Raw genomic sequence first — 17,723 nt, forward strand, 5'->3', positions numbered from 1 at the left:
TATCCGGTTATGCCGCGTCCGACGGCTGCGGGCTGCAGGACGGATCCGGCGTCGGGTCCGGATCCACGTCGGGGTCCGGGGTCGACGTCGGCGACGGATCGATGTCCGGATCGATGTCCGGATCGATGTCCGGATCGATGTCCGGATCGATGTCCGGATCCACATCTGGATTCGGCGACGGCGTCGGGGACGGATCGGGATCCGGCGACGGATCGATGTCCGGGTCGACGTCCGGGTCGACGTCCGGATCCGGCGACGGTGTCGGGGACGGACCGGGATCCGGGTCGATGTCGGGGTCGACGTCGGTGACGGGCGGCGGGTCGTCCGGAGTGCCGGACGGTGGCTGTTCCGATCCTGGATCGCTGGGGGTCGTCGGTGCTGGACCATCGGAGTCCGCCGGTGCGCCCGGGGCCGGCCGGTCACGATCCGACGGTCCGCCCCCGCTGTCGCGCCGGGTGCCGGTGGAAGGTCCGTCCCGGCCGCCGGCACGACGATCCATCGATGCGTCCTGGTCGGTACCGTCCCCGCCGGTCGGCTCGACCGGTCCGGACGGGGTCGGGTGCGGCAGCGGATGCACGATGATCGGTCCGCCGCCCGGCTGGCCGATCAGCGGCAGCACCGTGGCCGGGCCACCCCCGGCCACCGTCGCCGAACCCGCGCCGAGCGTCGCCAGCAGCGGCAACGAGGCGGTCAGCACCAGCAACGCCACGATCAACGCGAACCGCCGGGCAGGTCCGTCCACCCCGGTGGGCCGGGCCAGGCGATCCTGCGGCAGCAGCACGGCTGGACTCCTCATCGGTATGGCCTCCGGTCGATCCACGGTCCTACAGATCACCGGTTCTGGATACATAGTGAAGCAGTGACAGAAAGTTTTCCAGTTCAATACATCGTGTTATCAGAACCGGACGGATGAGTCACACTCGGCCGAACGCAGCGCGAGGCTACAAGTTCCGCGCAACGCGGACATCGCACCTGCATGCCCGGACCGACCTATGACACCCCTCACCTCCAATGCGAATATGGACCGGACGGCACCGCAGCCGCTGCCTCCGCCTCTACCGCGGCGGGCACGACTCGATGACGTCCCTCCCGGACCGGGTCCAGCCAGAACCCGGCCCGTGCCGCGCGGCAACCCTGACCCGGGCCAGGCGCGGTGAGAGGACCTGCACCGGCAGCAGCCGGCAGCGGGACGAGCTGCGCGGTCGGGACACCCCCGCTGCCACGCACGAGCGATGGGAGAGACGGATGGCGAAAGGCGAGCGCGGGACAGCGACCCGTGCCAGACCGGCCGCGGCTCGACGGCGCGTCAGCAAGAACGCCGCCGATCCGGAGTTGGTGCAGCTGCTGACTCCGGACGGCGAACGGATCGACCGGGTGACCGGCCCCGACGGCACGCAGTACACGGTCGACTTCACCGACGCCGAGTACCGTGCCCTCTACCGGGACCTCGTCGTGGTGCGGAAACTCGACGCCGAGGCGACCGCCCTGCAGCGCCAGGGCGAACTGGGCATCTGGGCGAGCCTGCTCGGTCAGGAGGCCGCGCAGGTCGGCTCCGGACGGGCGCTGCGCGCTCAGGACATGGCGTTTCCCACCTACCGCGAACACGGTGTGCTCTACTGCCGCGGCATCGACCCGATCATGCCGCTGGGGTTGTTCCGCGGGGTCGACCAGGGTGGCTGGGATCCGAACGAGTTCAAGTTCAACATGTACACGATCGTGATCGGCGCCCAGACGCTGCACGCCACCGGCTACGCCATGGGCATCACCATGGACGGCAAGGTCGGCGGCGACGACGGCGAGGCGGTCATCGCGTACTTCGGTGACGGGGCGTCGGCGCAGGGTGACGTCAACGAAGCCTTCGTCTGGTCCAGCGTCTTCAACGCGCCGATCGTCTTCTTCTGTCAGAACAACCAGTACGCGATTTCCGAACCCCTCGAACGACAGACCAGGATCCCGCTCTACCAGCGGTCGTCCGGCTTCGGCTTCCCGGGCGTACGGGTGGACGGCAACGACGTGCTGGCCAGCTACGCGGTGACCCGGACCGCGCTGGACAACGCCCGGCACGGGCAGGGTCCGACGCTGATCGAGGCGTACACGTACCGGATGGGGGCGCACACCACCTCCGACGACCCGACCCGGTACCGGATCGCCAGCGAGGTGGAGGCGTGGCAGGCCAAGGACCCGATCGCCCGGGTCCGCGCCTTCCTGGAGAAGCAGCAGATCGCCGATGCCGACTTCTTCGCCGAGGTCGACGCGCAGGCCAAGCGGGACGCGGTGCACCTGCGGGAGCGGGTGCTGAGCATGCCCGACCCGCAGCCCGGCGCGCTCTTCGATCACGTGTACGCGCACGGCTCGCCGCTGCTCGACACCGAGCGGGCCCAGTTCGAGCGGTACCTGGCATCGTTCGAGGGAGGGTCGCACTGATGGCTGAGACACTCACTCTCGGCAAGGCGCTCAACGCCGGGCTACGCAGGGCGCTCGACAGCGACAGCAAGGTCGTCCTGATGGGCGAGGACGTCGGCAAGCTCGGCGGCGTCTTTCGGATCACCGACGGCCTGCAGAAGGACTTCGGCGAGGACCGGGTGATCGACACCCCGCTGGCCGAGTCCGGAATCATCGGCACCGCCGTCGGCCTGGCCATCCGCGGCTTCCGCCCGATCTGCGAGATTCAGTTCGACGGCTTCGTCTACCCGGCGTACGACCAGATCGTGTCCCAGGTGGCCAAGATGCACTACCGGTCGCAGGGCAAGGTGAAGCTTCCGATCGTGATCCGGATCCCGTTCGGCGGCGGTATCGGTGCGGTGGAGCACCACTCCGAGTCGCCTGAGGCGTACTTCTCGCACACCGCCGGGCTGAAGGTCGTCGCCTGCTCCAACCCGCAGGACGCCTACACGATGATCCAGCAGGCGGTGTTCTCCGACGACCCGATCATCTTCCTGGAGCCGAAGCGGCGGTACTGGGAAAAGGCGCCGGTCGAGCTGGAGGCACCACCGGGTACGGCGTACCCGCTGCACGCCGCCCGCACAGTGCGGCCCGGCAGCGACGCGACGGTCCTGGCGTACGGGCCGATGGTACGCACCGCGCTGGACGCGGCGACCGCCGCCGCCGAGGAGGGCCGCGAACTCGAGGTGATCGACATGCGGTCACTGTCCCCGCTGGACCTGGCCGGTACGTACGAGTCGGTCCGGCGGACCGGCCGTTGCGTGGTGGTGCACGAGGCGCCGACAAACCTCGGTCTCGGTGCCGAGATCGCCGCCCGGATCACCGAGGAATGCTTCTACTCCCTGGAGGCGCCGGTCCTGCGGGTGGGCGGCTTCAACACGCCGTACCCGGCTGCCCGCCTGGAAGAGGAGTACCTGCCGGACCTGGACCGGGTACTCGACGCCGTCGACCGCGCGTTCGGTTGGTGAGCGCCGATGTCTCGGATCAAACAGTTCGACCTGCCTGATCTCGGCGAAGGCCTCACCGAGGGAGAAATCCTCAAGTGGCTCGTCGGGGTCGGCGACGTCATCGAGCTGAACCAGCCGATCGTCGAGGTGGAGACCGCGAAGGCCGCGGTAGAGATCCCCGCCAAATGGGGCGGGCGGGTGCAGGCCATCTTCCACCCGGAAGGTGCCACAGTCGAGGTCGGCACGGCGATCATCGCGATCGACACCGAGCCGGCCGCCGGCCCCGCCGCTGAACCGACCGGCCCAGCCCCGTCCCGACCCGAACCGCCACAGCCGGAGATCCCGCCGACCAGCGGTGCGATCGAGCCGGGCATGATCGGCGGGCCGGCACCCGGTGGTCGGACCGCCGTGCTGGTCGGCTACGGCCCGCGGACCACTGCGGCCAAGCGCCGGCCCCGCCGCACCACCGGTGAACCGACTCAGCCGGCCGAAGTGGCGTCGGCGTCGGCCGGCCAGCTGACGGCCGAGCCGGCACCGGCTGAACCGGTACCGGCCGGACCAGGCCCAACCGGGCCGGTGACGAAGGCGCTGGCCAAGCCACCGGTGCGCAAACTCGCCCGGGACCTCGGAGTCGACCTGGCCGGGCTGCGCGGGAGCGGTCCGCTCGGCTCGGTCACCCGGGTCGACGTACTCCGGGCCGGCGAGGCACGAAACGGGTCGGCGCAGACCGGGCCCGCCGTACCGCTGTCCGCCTCCGACCGCGAACAGCGGATCCCGGTCAGAGGGGTACGCAGGTTGACTGCGGAGAACATGGTCGCGTCGGCGTTCACCGCGCCGCACGTCACCGAGTTCCTCACCGTCGACCTGACCAGATCGGTGAAGGCACTGGACCGGATCCGGAGCCAGCCCGACTGGCAGGGGATCAAGGTCTCGCCGTTGCTGATGGTGGCCCGGGCGATGCTGCTGGCGGCACGCCGGCACCCGATGGTGAACTCCACCTGGGCCGGCGACGAGATCGTGGTCAAGGAGTACGTGAACCTCGGCATCGCGGCGGCGACCGAACGGGGCCTGATCGTGCCGAACATCAAGGACGCTGGGCGGCTGACCACTCGGGAGCTTGCCGAGGCGATGGCCGACCTGGTTCGGACTGCGAAGGCGGGGCGGACCGCGCCGGCCGACATGGCCGGCGGCACGATGACCGTCACCAACGTCGGGGTGTTCGGAGTGGACAGTGGCACTCCGATCCTCCCGCCGGGCGAGTCGGCGATCCTCGCGATCGGCACGATCCGCAAGGCACCCTGGGTACACAAGGAGAAGATTCGGATACGCCAAGTAGCGACCCTGGCGCTGTCGTTCGACCACCGGATCATCGACGGCGCACTCGGCTCCGCCTTCCTACGCGACGTCGGAGCGTTCCTGACCGACCCGGAGGCGGCACTGCTCGCCTGGACCTGACCGCCGACCCCTGACGCGACCACGAACGGCGTCGCCACCGTCACCGGTGGCGACGCCGTTTCCGTAGCACCATTAAGTATCCTCGGATCAAACCCGTGCAGGTCGTGGATTCTTAGGCTAGTGGCGACACTCACCTAAGAATCATTGGCAAGCTGGGCTCAGGTGCGCTTCACTTGAGTTGACCGCCGAAGCGGTCGACAAGAGATCCACAGGAGAGCACCATGTCCATGATCGATCGCATCCGCCGCCACCGGGAAGCCAGCCGCCGAACCCGCGCCCTGGAGCGGGCGCTGCGCTCCACTGACTCGGCCGCCGTACGCGACGAGATCCGCGCCATCGCACAGCGCTACCACAGCTGAACGGACCGCCGTCACGGTCCGCCGTCCCGCGACACCTCCGCCACTTCGACGGCACCAGGATTCCTCCGTTGCGGGATCGCCCGGTACGGTGGGCTCGGTCGCCGTCGGGTCGATCCGGCGCGCTGGAGACCAGAACCGGTCGGCAGCCGCCGGACGGCCAGCCGGCACACCCAGGCTGGTAGTGCAGACAGCCAGCCGGGCCCGCCTGGCCACGGTGGCAGCAGAGCCACCGCAGGTCGGGTGAGCCCGCCCGGCCGGTCCGCCGGTGTCCCTGGTCGACCGACCAGCCAGGTCGGCGGCACCGGCGCGGCTGACATGTCATGGAGGAGGCGCACATGACGTCCGAGGGCACGCAGCATCCTGGCCAGGAGCCGGAGGAGGCGGGTGTCGGCGGACCCGCGCCATACGGCAGCAGCCAGCCGCAACGCGGCGCGGCCCCCGATCCCGGCGACCCGGGTGCCGGACACCAACCCGAGCAGTGGGCACTGGCCGGTGGCGGTTGGCGGACCGGATCCGGCGACCAGCCGGGCGGCGCCGGCTACCCGGCGCCGCCGCCCTACCCTGCCCCACCCGGCATTCCGGCGCCTAGCATTCCGGCGGCCGAGCCCTGGTCGCCCCAGCAAGCCTGGCGGACCGACCCGGAGCGACCCGCGACGCCGGCTCCCGCCCCGCCACCCCCGGCCGTGCCGCCGGCCGCCGCAGGGTTCGGCGAACTACCGCAGCGTCAGCCGGAGCCGCAACAGCAGCCCGAGCCGTTCCGCCGACCGGAAGCGCAGCAGCAACCCGAGCCACCGGAACCACCGCGATTCGCTCCGGGTCCGCCGTCGGAGTCGCCGCGGCCCAGCGGTGCGCTACCTTTCTCGCCGTCCGGCCCGACGCCACTGCCGCCCCAGGAGACACGGGTGCCCGGTGCATCGCTGGCCGCCGCGCTCGGCGGTGCCCCGATGCCGCCCGATCCGCTGCGGGCCCCACACGTACCACCGCAGCAGGCCCCGCACCCGCCGCAGCAGGCCCCACACGTACCGCAACAACGTGGTCCGTACCCCGAGCCGGCACTTGCCGACGCCCACCCGGGCTTCCCCGGTTCCGGGCAACCTGGCGGCGAAGCCGGCAGCCCGGAGCCGGTCGGCGACCGGCCGGCGCCGACCGCCGGGCCGCCCGTACAGGCTGGTCCCGGAGCCGAGCAGCACCGCCCAGCGGTCGCGGCAACCGGCGGCACGAGCCGAGCGGTAACCGCCACCGCAGCCGTGCCCAGCACCAGCCGGGTCGCCCCGCCGACGGATCCGGCTGCGCTGCCCACCGGTCGGGCACCGGCCCAACCCCGCGTCTACGGCCGGCCGGTCAACAACGCCGAGCCAGCCGCCGAGCAGCACCCCGAACAGTTCGGCCAGCGTCCCCACCAGTCCGGCCAGAACGGCGTTCCGTTCGCACCACCCGGCTCGCCGGTCCCCATGCCGGAGCACAACCCCGGGCTGCCTCCGCTGACACCACGTCGCCCCGGACAGGTCGCGCCTCCGTTCGGTGCCCGGCCGACGCCGGACGGGGCACCGGACGGCGCCGGCCCCGACGCTGCTGCGCTCGCACTGCCGCACCTGAGCGCCGGGGCGCACATCCAGCCCAGCTCACCGCCGGAGTCGGCGCAGGGCTACCGACCAGCCGGTGCGCCGCCGTACGGAGACCTCGTCGACTCCGGCAACGCCGGGGCGGGTCACTGGAACCGCCCCGGCACAGGTGACCGGCAGCACCCGCCCGGCCCCGGCCAGCCAGGAGCTTCACCGGCTGCCGACGGCGCCCCGCCGGCCGGCCAGTGGGGGCCGCCCGATCCGGAGCAGAACCGGTTTGACGCGTTCCGGCCGGATGCAGCAGAACCGGCCGCCGACGAGGCCGAAGCGGAGCCGGCCCCCCAGGTCCGCAACGGACGGGTCCTCGTCGCGGTTTTCGTCGCCGCCGTGCTGCTGGTGGGAATCCCGATGTCGCTGGTCTGGCTCATCACCCGGCCAGGAGATCAGCCGTTCAACCCGGCCGTCGGCGACTGTGTGAAACAGTCGGGCAACACCGCCGCATCGGCCGACTGCGCTGAGCCGGGCGCGTATCAAATCATTGCCAAGGTCGACCAGATCGACCAGTGCGACGACCCGACCGCCCCGCACATCGAGATCCCGGCGGACTCGGGCCGGGCCCAGGTCCTCTGCCTGCAGGCCGCAGCAACCGAACCGGACCCGGAGGGCAGCGCGGACGTTGGCGAGGAAGCCACCGAGTGACCGCGCCTCGCGTCCGGGCGCCCGAGCTCAACGGTCGACAGTGGCTGAACACCGATGGCCGTGACATCGGCCTACGGGAGCTGCGTGGACGTATCGTCCTGCTGGACTTCTGGACCTTCTGCTGCGTCAACTGTCTGCACGTACTGGACGAACTGCGGCCGCTGGAGGAGAGGTACGCCGACGTCCTGGTGGTGATCGGGATTCACTCGCCGAAGTTCGCCCACGAGCGGGATCCGGCGGCGGTGGCGGCCGCCGTGGAACGGTACGGGGTGAGCCACCCGGTGCTCGACGACCCGGAGCTGGACATGTGGCAGCAGTACGCCGCTCGGGCCTGGCCGACCCTGGTACTGGTCGACCCGGAGGGCTACGTCGTCGCCACCATGGCCGGCGAGGGACACGCCGATGGTCTGTCCAGGGAGATCGACCAGCTGATCCGGACGCACGAGGCGAAGGGCACGCTACGCCGAGGCGACGGCCCGTACCTGCCGCCGACGCCGGCCGACACCACCCTGCGCTTCCCCGGCAAGGCGGTGGCGCTCGACGACGGGGCCCTGCTGGTCTCCGACTCGGCCCGGCATCAGCTGGTCGAGCTCGAACCAGACGGCGAGACCGTCCGTCGTCGGATCGGCACCGGCGAGCGCGGCGGTGCCGACGGATCCGCCCGGTCCGCGACGTTCAGCGAACCGCAAGGTCTGCTCCGGCTACCGGCCGACGTCGCCGCCGTGGCCGGGTACGACATCGTGGTCGCGGACACCGTCAACCATCTGCTGCGTGGCCTGCGGTACGCCACCGGGGAGGTACGCACGGTCGCCGGCTCCGGCCGCCAGTGGCGCTCGACGGTGGACTACCACCCGCACGACGCCCGCGCCGTCGACCTCTCCTCGCCCTGGGACCTGGCCTGGTACGACGGCAAAGTGATCGTCGCCATGGCCGGCATCCACCAGCTCTGGTGGTTCGACCCGGCGACCCGCACCACCGGCATGTACGCCGGCACCACCGTGGAGTCGCTGCGCGACGGCCCGATCCCGGACGTCTGGCTGGCCCAGCCGTCCGGCCTCGCCACCAGTGTCGACGGCCACCAGCTGTGGATCGCCGACAGCGAGACCAGTGCGCTGCGCCGGCTCGCCGACGGCGAGCTGCGTACCGTCGTCGGGCAGGGCCTGTTCGACTTCGGCCAGGTCGACGGCGCGGCGGCCGACGCGCTGCTGCAACATCCGCTCGGCGTGTGCGCGCTCGCGGACGGTTCAGTGCTGGTGGCGGACACCTACAACGGCGCCGTCCGCCGCTACGACCCCGCCACCGACCGGGTGTCCACGGTGACCGACGGTCTGGCGGAGCCGAGTGACGTGCTGGTTACCACGGACGGCACCGTCTGGGTGGTGGAGTCGGCGGCACACCGGCTCACCCGGCTGGCACCGGGTGCCCTGTCGGCGGCCGGCGCCACGGTCGTCGGTGCCCGGCGCCGCGCCGAACGGCCACCGACGCTGATCGCACCGGGTGAACTGTCGCTCGAGGTGGTGTTCACTCCGGCGCCCGGTCAGAAGCTGGATGCCAGTTTCGGCCCGGCGACCCGGCTGGAGGTCTCGGCCGATCCACCGGAGCTGCTGCTCGACGGGGCAGGCAGCGACACCGGGCTGACCCGGCGGCTGGTCATCGACCCGGCGGTGGCCGCTGGCGTGCTGCAGGTGGTCGCCCAGGCGGCGACATGCGACGCCGACGCCGAGCACGCCGCCTGCCACCTGACCAGGCAGGACTGGGGAGTGCCGGTACGGATCGACCCGGCCGGTGCGGGTCGGTTGCCGCTGATCCTGCGCGGAGTCGACTCACACTGACCGTCGGTCAGACGAAGGCGGCGAGGCGTTGACCGTCCGCGAGCAGTGCGGCGCGAATCCGTCCGGCCAGCTCCACCGCGCCGGGCGTGTCACCGTGCAGGCAGATCGACTCGACCGGGCTGGTGACGGTGCTGCCGTCGGTGGCCGTGACGCTGTGCCGCCGGGTCAGGGACACCGCCTGCCCGACGACCTTGTCGGGGTCGCCGAGCAACGCGCCCGGGTCCGATCGGGGCACCAGCCGACCGTCGGGCAGGTAGCCACGGTCGGCGAAACCCTCGCCGACCGCCCGCAGCCCGGCACCGGTGGCGAGCTGCCCGAGGACCGAGCCGGGCAGGCAGAGGACCGGCAGCGCGGGGTCGTAGTCGGCCACCGCGGCGACGACGGCGGCGGCCTGCGCCTCGTCCACGCAGGCCGTGTTGTACAGCGCGCCGTGCGGCTTGACGTAGCGGACCCGGGTCCCGGCCACCCGGCAGAAGCCGTCCAGCGCGGCGATCTGGTAGAGCACGTCGTCGCGCAACTCGTCAAAGCGGTAGTCGATCCGTCGCCGCCCGAAGCCGGCCAGGTCGCGGTAGCCGACCTGGGCTCCGACGGCGACGGCCCGTTCGGCGGCGGCCGCGCAGATCCGGCGCATCGTCACCGGGTCGCCGGCGTGGAAACCGCAGGCGACGTTCGCGGAGGTCACCACGTCCAGCAACACCTCGTCGTCGCCGAGTCGCCAGATACCGAAGCCCTCACCGAGGTCCGCGTTGAGATCCATGGAACCGCACAGTAGTACCGGGCCGTGCCTGGGCCAGCGGGGTGACGTCGTCGACGACACCGACCACCGGGTATCCGCCGGTGGTCGGATGGTCGGCGAGGAAGACCAGTGGCTGGCCGTCGGCGGGGACCTGGACCGCGCCGAGCACCAGCCCTTCGCTGGGGAGTTCGTCGCGGACGGACCGGGTGAGCGGCGCGCCGGTCAGTCGGACACCGATCCGGTTGCTCAACGGGCTGACCTCGTACCCGGTGGTGAGCAGCCGCTGGACCGCCTCGTCGGTGAACCAGTCCGCCCGTGGCCCGAGCCGGACGGCGAGCCGGACCGGAACGACCGGCGCGGACCAGGGCACCGCGTCGGCCGCAGCCCGGCCCAGCGCCGCTGGCGGCGGTGCGGTGCCGACCGGCAGCACATCGCCGTCGCGTACGGTCGGCGGTCCGATGCCGGCGAGCGTGTCGGTGGACCGGCTACCGAGCACCGCCGGTACGGCGATCCCGCCGGCGACCGCGAGATAGCTGCGGACGCCGTACCGGGTCGGGCCGATCTCGACCACGGCGTCCGGTGGTACCGGCGTCGAGGTGAGGAAGCCACCGGACCGGCCGGCGATCCGGACCGTTGCCGGCGCCCCGGCGAGCGCGACCCAGCCGCCGGTGCGCAACCGCAGCGTGCAGCCGGTCAGGGTGATCTCCAGACCGGCGGCGTCGGGCGGGTTGCCGACCAGCCGGTTGGCCAGCGCCAACGCCGGCTGGTCGAGCGCACCGGCCCGAGGTACGCCCAGGTGCGCCCAGCCGTACCGGCCGCGGTCCTGCACGGTGGTGAGCGCGCCGGCCCGGATCACCTCGATCATCGGTCCGCCCCGTTTCCGGCCGGAGCCTGCGGCGCGACCGGCCCGGGTGCGGTGGTCGGCCCGGTGGCGGTCAGCCGGACCCGGGTGCCGGGGGTCAACGTCGCGGGCGGCTCCCGCCCCAGGTCGAACAGCACCAGGTCGGTACGCCCGACCAACTGCCAGCCGCCGGGCGACGCAGTCGGGTAGATGCCGGCATATTCACCGGCCAGGGCAACCGAGCCGGCCGGGACGGCGGGGCGTGGCGTGGCTCGGCGGGACACGCGCCATCGCCTGGGCAGGCCGGTCAGGTATCCGAAGCCGGGCGCGAAGCCGCAGAACGCCACGGTGAACTCGATCCGGGTCAGCTGGTCCACGACGTCGGCGACGGCGACCCCCCACTGCCCGGCGACGTCGGTCAGGTCGGGACCGTCGAACCGGACCGGTACTGTGATCCGCCATCCGGTGTCGTCGACGGCCTCGGCCGCCGCCGGTTGCCAGCCGGCCAGTTGGCTGGCGGTCAGCGCGGGGTCCGGCAGGCCGTCGAGCAGGATGGTCCGGGCTCCGGGGACGATCTCGGCCACCCGCAGGTCGCCGAGTTCACGGCGCCGGCTCAGCTCGGCGCGCCAAGCGTCGACCGGGCCGGGTTCGCTGTCCCCGGGTTGCACGGTGCCAGCCGATGCCGCCCATTCGAGCAGTAGCGCGTGCCGGCCGACCGGAAGTATCCGCATGGGTTCATTGTCGGCCGCCGGACGTCAGCTGGGCAGGAGGCGGACGTGAGGCGACTCACTACCAGCGGGTAACCTACGGTGCCGTAACCTTATCTGGTGACCACCGAAGCGCCCCTTCGCCTCAAGCCGGTCGACATCGGCAAACCCCGGATGCGCGGCTGGCTGCACACGTACGCATTCTTCGTGGCCCTGGTCAGCGGCATCGTGCTCTGTGCACTGGCCGCCACCCGACCCGGCTGGACCGCGCTGGTCAGCTGCGTCGTCTACAGCCTGACGGTGTGCGGACTGTTCGGCACCAGCGCGCTCTACCACCGCCGGGTCTGGTCGGAACGGGCGTACCAGATCATGCGCCGCCTGGACCATTCGATGATCTTCGTCTTCATCGCCGGCACCTACACACCGTTCTGCCTGCTCCTGCTGCCCGGACGCAGTGCCGCCACCCTACTGACCGTGGTGTGGGTCGGTGCGCTGGCCGGGGTGGCGATGAAGCTGATCTGGCCGCATCTGCCGCGCTGGGCCGGAGCCCCGCTCTACATCGCCCTCGGCTGGGTCGCGGTGGTGGTACTACCCGACATCCTGCAGCACGGCGGGGTCACCGCACTGGTCCTGCTGATCGTCGGCGGCGCGGTATACAGCGTCGGGGCGATCTTCTATGCGCTGCGCCGCCCCAACCCGTGGCCCACCGTCTTCGGCCACCACGAGTTCTTCCATGCCTGCACCCTCGTCGCCGCGCTGTGCCATCACATCGCGATCTACTTCGCGCTCTACGCCTGACCCGCCACCACCCCGCCGGGGACCCGGCTCGGGGCCGTCGGAGATCCTGTTCCGTCGGGGGGTGGCGGTCTGCTCGATGTCCGGATCACCGCCGCACCGGGCCACCCGGGCGACGCACCTCCCGGTACTGCTCCTCCACGACCCGGTCCGACTCGACCGGGGCAGCCGGCGCCGGCTCGTCCTGCGCGGTCGGGGACACCACCGTACGGCGGCGGCTCTGCCAGAACCACAACGTCAGGGCCAGCCCGAACACGCCGGCCACCATCAACACCCAGCCGACCGTGGTCAGGTCGAGAAAGCCCAGTTCGGCCTCGACCGCGAAGGCCAGGATGGCGCCCAGGGCGATGAGGAAGATGCTTCCGCCGATGCCCACTTCGTACCTCCTTGGCTGTTGCCGGCACCGTCGTGCCGGCCGGATGCCGCTTGTGAGGTAGCGGCGGGCACGGATGTACCCAGGCGCTTGCGAACTCAATCAGGCAAGCTGCACTGATGACCCGACGCAGCATCGTGCTGCTCCGGCACGCGAAGGCGGAGCAGCCCGAACAGATGGCAGACGAGCAACGCGGGCTCACCCCGCGCGGACACTCGGACGCGGCACACGCCGGGCAGTGGCTGGCTGAACACCAGCTCTGGCCCCAGCTGGTGCTCTGCTCGCCGGCCCGGCGCACCAGGCAGACCTGGCAGGAGGTGGCGGCGGCGGGTCCACCGGCACCCGCCCGGTTCGAACCCCGGTTGTACGGCGGGACCGCGGTCGACCTGCTCGACCTGGTGCGGCAGTTGGACGACTCGGTGTCCCGGGTGTTGATCGTCGGGCACAACCCGACGGTCTCCTACGCCTCGGCGCTGCTCGACCCGATCGGTGCCAGCGACAGCGGACTGCGGACCTGTGGGATCGCCGCTCACGAGTTCACCGGCGAGTGGACGGCGTGCGGACCGCAGGCGGTACCTGCGACCCGCACGTACACCGCCCGGGCAGCTGGAACCAGCTGACCGCGCAGCCCAATCAGTTTGGCGGCGCGGTCAGCTTTGGCGACGTGGTCAGGTTGGCGACGTGGTCAGTTGGGCGGCTGCGGCGGTTCCGCCGGCGGCGGCACCATCTGCGCCGGATGGGCCAGCTTGTTCTCCTCGACGATGACCGTCCGGGCCCGGCGGCGGCGATCGTTCCAGAACCAGAGCACGGTGAGCAGGATCGCCAACCCGGCCAGGATCAGCACCCAGCCCACGGCCCGCACGTCCAGCCACCAGACGTCGGCCCGGACGGCGTACGCCAGGATGGCGCCAATTGCGATGAGGAAGATTCCACTGCCGATACCCATGCGTGCACTCCTTGTGCGGTGGCTACAAGTTGTGCGGTCGCCTGCTGATCTACCCGCCGGGGAGGGCTCGAAACGGCGGCGGCGGAACCTCTGGTTGTCTCCTCAGAACGCGTCCTCGGGTAGGTCCATCAGGTCGAGTCCGGTTCCGGCGATGATCCGACGGTCGGCACCGATCCGGGGCAGCACCTCGCTGGCGAAGAACCGGGCGGCAGCAACCTTGCCCTGGTAGAAGCTCTGGTCGGCGTCGGATACCCCGTCACCGCCCAACGCGGTCAGGGCGACTTCGGCCTGCCGCTGCAGCAACCAGGCGATCACCACGTCGCCGAGCGCCAGCAGCAGTCGCCGGCTGCTCAGACCGACCTTGTACAGCGAGCGCGGCTCGCCGCTCTGCACCTCGCCGAGCCAGCCGGTCATCACGCCGAGGATGTTCTGCACCTCGCCGAGCGCCCGGCCGAGCGCGGCGCGCTCCTCCTTGAGCTGGCCGTTGCCACCTTCGGCGGCGATGAAGGCCTGGATCTCGCCGGCGATCGCCATCAACGACTGGCCGTTGTCCCGTACGATCTTGCGGAAGAACAGGTCGAGGCTCTGGATCGCGGTGGTTCCCTCGTACAGGGTGTCGATCTTGGAATCCCGGACGTACTGCTCCAGTGGGTAGTCCTGCAGGAAGCCGGAGCCGCCGAAGGTCTGCAGCGACTCGTGGCCGAGCAGTTCGTACGCCCGTTCCGAGCCACACCCCTTGACCAGGGGAAGCAGCAGGTCGTTGACCCGCTTGGCGAGCTGCACGGTCTCCTCGTCGCCGGCCGCCCGGGCTACGTTGATCTTGTCCTGCCAGCTGGCCGTGTAGCAGACCAGCGCGCGCAGGCCCTCGGCGTACGACTTCTGCAGCATCAGCGACCGACGGACGTCGGGGTGGTGGGTGATGGTCACCCGCGGTGCCGACTTGTCGGTCATCTGCAGCAGATCGGCGCCCTGGACCCGGTTCTTGGCGTACTCGAGGGCGTTGAGGTAGCCGGTGGAGAGGGTGGCGATCGCCTTCGTGCCGACCAGCATCCGGGCGTACTCGATGATCAGGAACATCTGCCGGATTCCGTCGTGCACGTCGCCGAGCAGCCAGCCCTTCGCCGGCACCCCGTGCTCACCGAAGGTGAGCTCGCAGGTGGTGGAGACCTTCAGCCCCATCTTGTGCTCGACGTTCGTGGCGAAGACGCCGTTGCGCTCGCCCAGCTCACCGGTTGCCCCGTCGAAGTGGTACTTGGGCACGACGAACAGCGACAGCCCTTTGGTACCCGGACCCCCGGCGCCCTCGACACCGACCGGACGGGCCAGCACGTAGTGGATGATGTTCTCGCTGAGGTCGTGCTCGCCGCTGGTGATGAAGCGCTTGACGCCTTCGATGTGGTACGAACCGTCCGGCTGCGAAATCGCCCGGGTGCGCCCGGCACCCACGTCGGAGCCGGCGTCCGGCTCGGTCAGCACCATCGTCGACGCCCACTGCCGCTCGACGAAGAGCTTGGCCCACTCCTTCTGCTCCGGCGTGCCCTCGACGTAGAGGGTGTGCGCGAAGGACGGCCCGGAGGCGTACATCCAGACCGGCGCGTTGGAACCGAGCACCAGGTCGGCCAGCGACCACCACAACGCCCGTGGCGCGTTGGTGCCGCCGAGCTCTTCCGGCAGGTCCAGCCGCCAGAACTCGGCCGACATGAAGGCCTCGAACGAACGTCGGAACTCGGGCGGCAGGGTCACCGAGTGGCTGGCCGGATCGAAGACCGGCGGATTGCGGTCGCCCGGCACGAAGCTGGGCGCAAGCTCCTCACGGGCCAACCGCTCGACCTCGCTGAGGATGCTCCGGGCGGTGTCGACGTCCAGGTCGGCGTAGGGCGCCTGGCCGAAGGTGCGGTCGGCGCCGAAAACCTCGAACAGGTTGAACTCGAGGTCCCGAAGGTTGCTCTTGTAGTGGGTCATCGCGTGGCGGCCCCGCTTCCAAACAGCTGTTACTGGTCAGTAACCATCACTGTATTACTCCCGGGTAGCCAACGACAAGCACGTTGTCTGGCAAACCGAGGACAGCAACGGGGCAGCCCACGGCCCACCAGCCGTCACTTGTCCGGAATACGGTCGTTTTGCCCGGTGCAAGAGGCAGAAATTGGGCAAAACCCAAGAAGCGCTGCAGTTGCCATCAGGAGGCACAGATGTCCGTCACCCGCCTGCTAAACGCACTGGTTGAACCGATCGCCAACCGCCGCTACGTCGGCCGGCACCGGGCCCTCGGCGGCACCAGTTTCCTGTTCGCGATCGCCCAGCCGGCCTGACCTCGCCCAGGGCTCGGCACACCAGCTGTCATCGGGTGCTCCGTCCCGCCGGGGCGGCACGGCCACTCAGCCGCCGGGCGCGCCGACCTCCCAGCTCGGTACGGACGGGGCCGGCACCGCCCCGGAACCCGAGTACTCCATCAGGACCAGGGCGATGTCGTCGTCGAGCCGCCCGTACACCCACTCGACCAACGCCGTCTCCAGTGATGCCAGGCCGTCGCCAACGGTGCCGTGACCCAGCAGCCGCCAGGCCCGGTCCGCGGTGGGGAAGAAGGCACCGTCCCGACGTGCCTCGCCCAGCCCGTCGGTGAACAGCAGTAACCGGTCACCCGGCTCGAGACGTTCGACCCGGGGACGTACCACCGGCATGAACCCGAGCGGCGGCGCCGGAGCCGGCGGTTCCAGCGGGATCACCTCGCCTCGGCGCAGCAGCAACGGAGCCGGATGTCCGCAGTTGACGATGGTCAGCGTTCCGCCGCGCTCCTCGACCAGGGCGGCGGTGACGAAATCCTCGTCGCCCACGCTGCGCGCCACCGCCCGGTCCAGGTCCGCCACGATGGCCCGCAGGTCAGCCCGCTCATAGGCGACGTGCCGGTACGAACCCAGGACAATGCTGGCCAGTCGGACCGCGTCCAGGCCTTTGCCCCGTACGTCCCCAATGATCATGCGTACGCCGTATGGCGTGTCGAGCGCCTCGTACAGGTCACCGCCGATGTCCGCAGCGGCGGTGGCGGAGATGTAGCGTCCCGCCACGGCGAGCGTGCCGACCTGCGGTCCGAGCGGACGCAGCACCGCCTGCTGGGCCACCGACGCCAGCCGCGAAAGCTCAGCGATCTGCTGTGCCTGCCGTTCCCGGATGACCGCGACCGCCGCCGCCAGCCCGGTGGCCAACGCGACACCGACCACGTTCACCGCGGTCGCCAGCGAGAGCATCTGACCGGTCAGCGCGAAGATGCCACCGACCAGGGTGGCCAGCACCCCGGTGGAGAGCACCACCCGCCACGTCGCGAAGGCCGCCGCGAGGAACGGGGCAGCGGCGACCAGACCGACGTAGTTGACACCGGCCCCGTCGGCGATCTCCACCACGGAGACGAGCGCGAGCAGCACGAGGGCCGCGCCGAGGCCGACGCGGGAACCAGCGCTGAGTGGGCGGCGGCCGCCCATCGGGATGATGTGCATGGGTACGCGAAACAGCATGACTCATCAGTGGCGGCGGCCCAACGGAGTTGGCCTGTCGTCTGATCCGGAAATGGCCACCCGGAGTATTGGACAACCTTGGCACCCTGGCTATCCCCCGGGTGGGCGGCGAGCGGTTGCTCAACCTGTGGGCAAACCTGAAAATGGCACATCACGCCGCTGACCAGTGGCTCGACACTGAGTGACAACTCAGCCTTGCGGTCAGTCGCCGAGAATCTCGCAGCGCACCTGCAGGTGACCCAGGTCAAGAGTCGCAATCTTCGCGAAAGCGGCACGGGCCAGGTCGAGGCACCGGTCTGTGGGTTGGCCACCCGCACCTCGGTGCCGAACGGCAGGGTACGGTGCGCGGCGGTCATCCCCGAAGGGTCGAACGCCTCACCGTTCGCGGTGACCTGTCCGCTGGCGTAGTACGACGCACCGCAGGTGCCGCTCTCCACCACCTGGCCACCGGTCTGGTCCCCGTTCTGAGTCGGGGCCGGTTCCGGCGTCGGGGCGGCTCGGTCGGCCCCACGTGCCGCCCGGG

16 protein-coding genes are annotated in these 17,723 nt (G+C 70.9%); 8 read left to right on the top strand and 8 right to left on the bottom strand.

Going from position 1 to position 17,723, the window contains the following annotated elements; all coding sequences use genetic code 11:
* Nucleotides 1–7 precede the first annotated feature (7 nt).
* Complete coding sequence (locus tag O7543_RS19925) at nucleotides 8–796, bottom strand: hypothetical protein (RefSeq protein WP_281552446.1); 789 nt, start codon at nucleotides 794–796, stop codon at nucleotides 8–10.
* A 449-nt stretch (nucleotides 797–1,245) separates the two neighbouring features.
* Between O7543_RS19925 and pdhA the strand changes: the two genes are divergently transcribed.
* From pdhA to O7543_RS19955, 6 genes are all read left to right on the top strand, one after another.
* Entirely contained in the window at nucleotides 1,246–2,424 is a 1,179-nt protein-coding gene (gene pdhA, locus O7543_RS19930; RefSeq protein WP_281552445.1) for a pyruvate dehydrogenase (acetyl-transferring) E1 component subunit alpha, read from the top strand.
* Complete coding sequence (locus O7543_RS19935) at nucleotides 2,421–3,410, top strand: alpha-ketoacid dehydrogenase subunit beta (RefSeq protein WP_281555777.1); 990 nt, start codon at nucleotides 2,421–2,423, stop codon at nucleotides 3,408–3,410. Before pdhA ends, O7543_RS19935 begins: the two co-directional genes overlap by 4 nt.
* Before the next feature lie 6 nt (nucleotides 3,411–3,416).
* Nucleotides 3,417–4,844: a dihydrolipoamide acetyltransferase family protein gene (locus O7543_RS19940; protein WP_281552444.1), complete on the top strand. Its 1,428-nt coding sequence runs from the start codon at nucleotides 3,417–3,419 to the stop codon at nucleotides 4,842–4,844.
* Nucleotides 4,845–5,065: 221 nt separating this feature from the next.
* The gene (locus tag O7543_RS19945) at nucleotides 5,066–5,203 is read left to right on the top strand and encodes a hypothetical protein (protein WP_199758042.1); all 138 of its coding nucleotides are present in this window, start codon (nucleotides 5,066–5,068) and stop codon (nucleotides 5,201–5,203) included.
* Nucleotides 5,204–5,538: 335 nt separating this feature from the next.
* Nucleotides 5,539–7,464 (top strand): hypothetical protein, encoded by a 1,926-nt coding sequence (locus tag O7543_RS19950; RefSeq protein WP_281552443.1) that lies wholly within the window; start codon nucleotides 5,539–5,541, stop codon nucleotides 7,462–7,464.
* Nucleotides 7,461–9,296, top strand: coding sequence for an NHL domain-containing thioredoxin family protein (locus O7543_RS19955; protein ID WP_281552442.1), 1,836 nt, complete (start codon nucleotides 7,461–7,463; stop codon nucleotides 9,294–9,296). The genes O7543_RS19950 and O7543_RS19955 overlap by 4 nt, the downstream gene beginning before the upstream one ends.
* Nucleotides 9,297–9,303: 7 nt before the next feature.
* Here O7543_RS19955 and O7543_RS19960 read toward each other — a convergent pair whose 3' ends face one another.
* The 3 genes from O7543_RS19960 to O7543_RS19970 are packed head-to-tail and all read right to left on the bottom strand — an operon-like array spanning nucleotide 9,304 to nucleotide 11,604.
* Nucleotides 9,304–10,053: a 5-oxoprolinase subunit PxpA gene (locus O7543_RS19960; protein WP_281552441.1), complete on the bottom strand. Its 750-nt coding sequence runs from the start codon at nucleotides 10,051–10,053 to the stop codon at nucleotides 9,304–9,306.
* On the bottom strand, nucleotides 10,028–10,897 hold the full coding sequence (locus O7543_RS19965; RefSeq protein ID WP_281552440.1) for a biotin-dependent carboxyltransferase family protein: 870 nt from the start codon (nucleotides 10,895–10,897) through the stop codon (nucleotides 10,028–10,030). Before O7543_RS19965 ends, O7543_RS19960 begins: the two co-directional genes overlap by 26 nt.
* Nucleotides 10,894–11,604 carry an allophanate hydrolase subunit 1 gene (locus O7543_RS19970; protein ID WP_281552439.1) on the bottom strand — a complete coding sequence of 237 codons (711 nt, stop codon included), beginning with the start codon at nucleotides 11,602–11,604 and terminating at the stop codon, nucleotides 10,894–10,896. Before O7543_RS19970 ends, O7543_RS19965 begins: the two co-directional genes overlap by 4 nt.
* A gap of 96 nt (nucleotides 11,605–11,700) precedes the next feature.
* On the opposite strand from O7543_RS19970, the gene O7543_RS19975 reads away from it, so the two are divergent.
* Nucleotides 11,701–12,378 (top strand): hemolysin III family protein, encoded by a 678-nt coding sequence (locus O7543_RS19975; RefSeq protein ID WP_278172704.1) that lies wholly within the window; start codon nucleotides 11,701–11,703, stop codon nucleotides 12,376–12,378.
* 85 nt (nucleotides 12,379–12,463) lie between these two features.
* Here the strand turns inward: O7543_RS19975 and O7543_RS19980 are convergent, their stop codons facing one another.
* Entirely contained in the window at nucleotides 12,464–12,751 is a 288-nt protein-coding gene (locus O7543_RS19980) for a DUF6458 family protein (protein ID WP_281552438.1), read from the bottom strand.
* A 116-nt stretch (nucleotides 12,752–12,867) separates the two neighbouring features.
* Between O7543_RS19980 and O7543_RS19985 the strand changes: the two genes are divergently transcribed.
* On the top strand, nucleotides 12,868–13,368 hold the full coding sequence (locus tag O7543_RS19985) for a histidine phosphatase family protein (protein ID WP_281552437.1): 501 nt from the start codon (nucleotides 12,868–12,870) through the stop codon (nucleotides 13,366–13,368).
* A 65-nt stretch (nucleotides 13,369–13,433) separates the two neighbouring features.
* Here the strand turns inward: O7543_RS19985 and O7543_RS19990 are convergent, their stop codons facing one another.
* The 3 genes from O7543_RS19990 to O7543_RS20000 all read right to left on the bottom strand — a co-directional run bounded on the left by O7543_RS19990 (nucleotide 13,434) and on the right by O7543_RS20000 (nucleotide 17,182).
* On the bottom strand, nucleotides 13,434–13,694 hold the full coding sequence (locus O7543_RS19990; protein WP_123606537.1) for a DUF6458 family protein: 261 nt from the start codon (nucleotides 13,692–13,694) through the stop codon (nucleotides 13,434–13,436).
* Nucleotides 13,695–13,796: 102 nt separating this feature from the next.
* A complete protein-coding gene (locus tag O7543_RS19995; RefSeq protein WP_281552436.1) occupies nucleotides 13,797–15,656 on the bottom strand; it encodes an acyl-CoA dehydrogenase in 1,860 nt (619 codons plus the stop codon).
* Nucleotides 15,657–16,069: 413 nt separating this feature from the next.
* Complete coding sequence (locus O7543_RS20000; protein ID WP_281567179.1) at nucleotides 16,070–17,182, bottom strand: PP2C family protein-serine/threonine phosphatase; 1,113 nt, start codon at nucleotides 17,180–17,182, stop codon at nucleotides 16,070–16,072.
* Between the last annotated feature and the right edge of the window lie 541 nt (nucleotides 17,183–17,723).

Origin of the sequence: Solwaraspora sp. WMMA2080, assembly GCF_027497395.1 — a bacterium.
In the GTDB taxonomy this organism is placed as follows: domain Bacteria; phylum Actinomycetota; class Actinomycetes; order Mycobacteriales; family Micromonosporaceae; genus Micromonospora_E.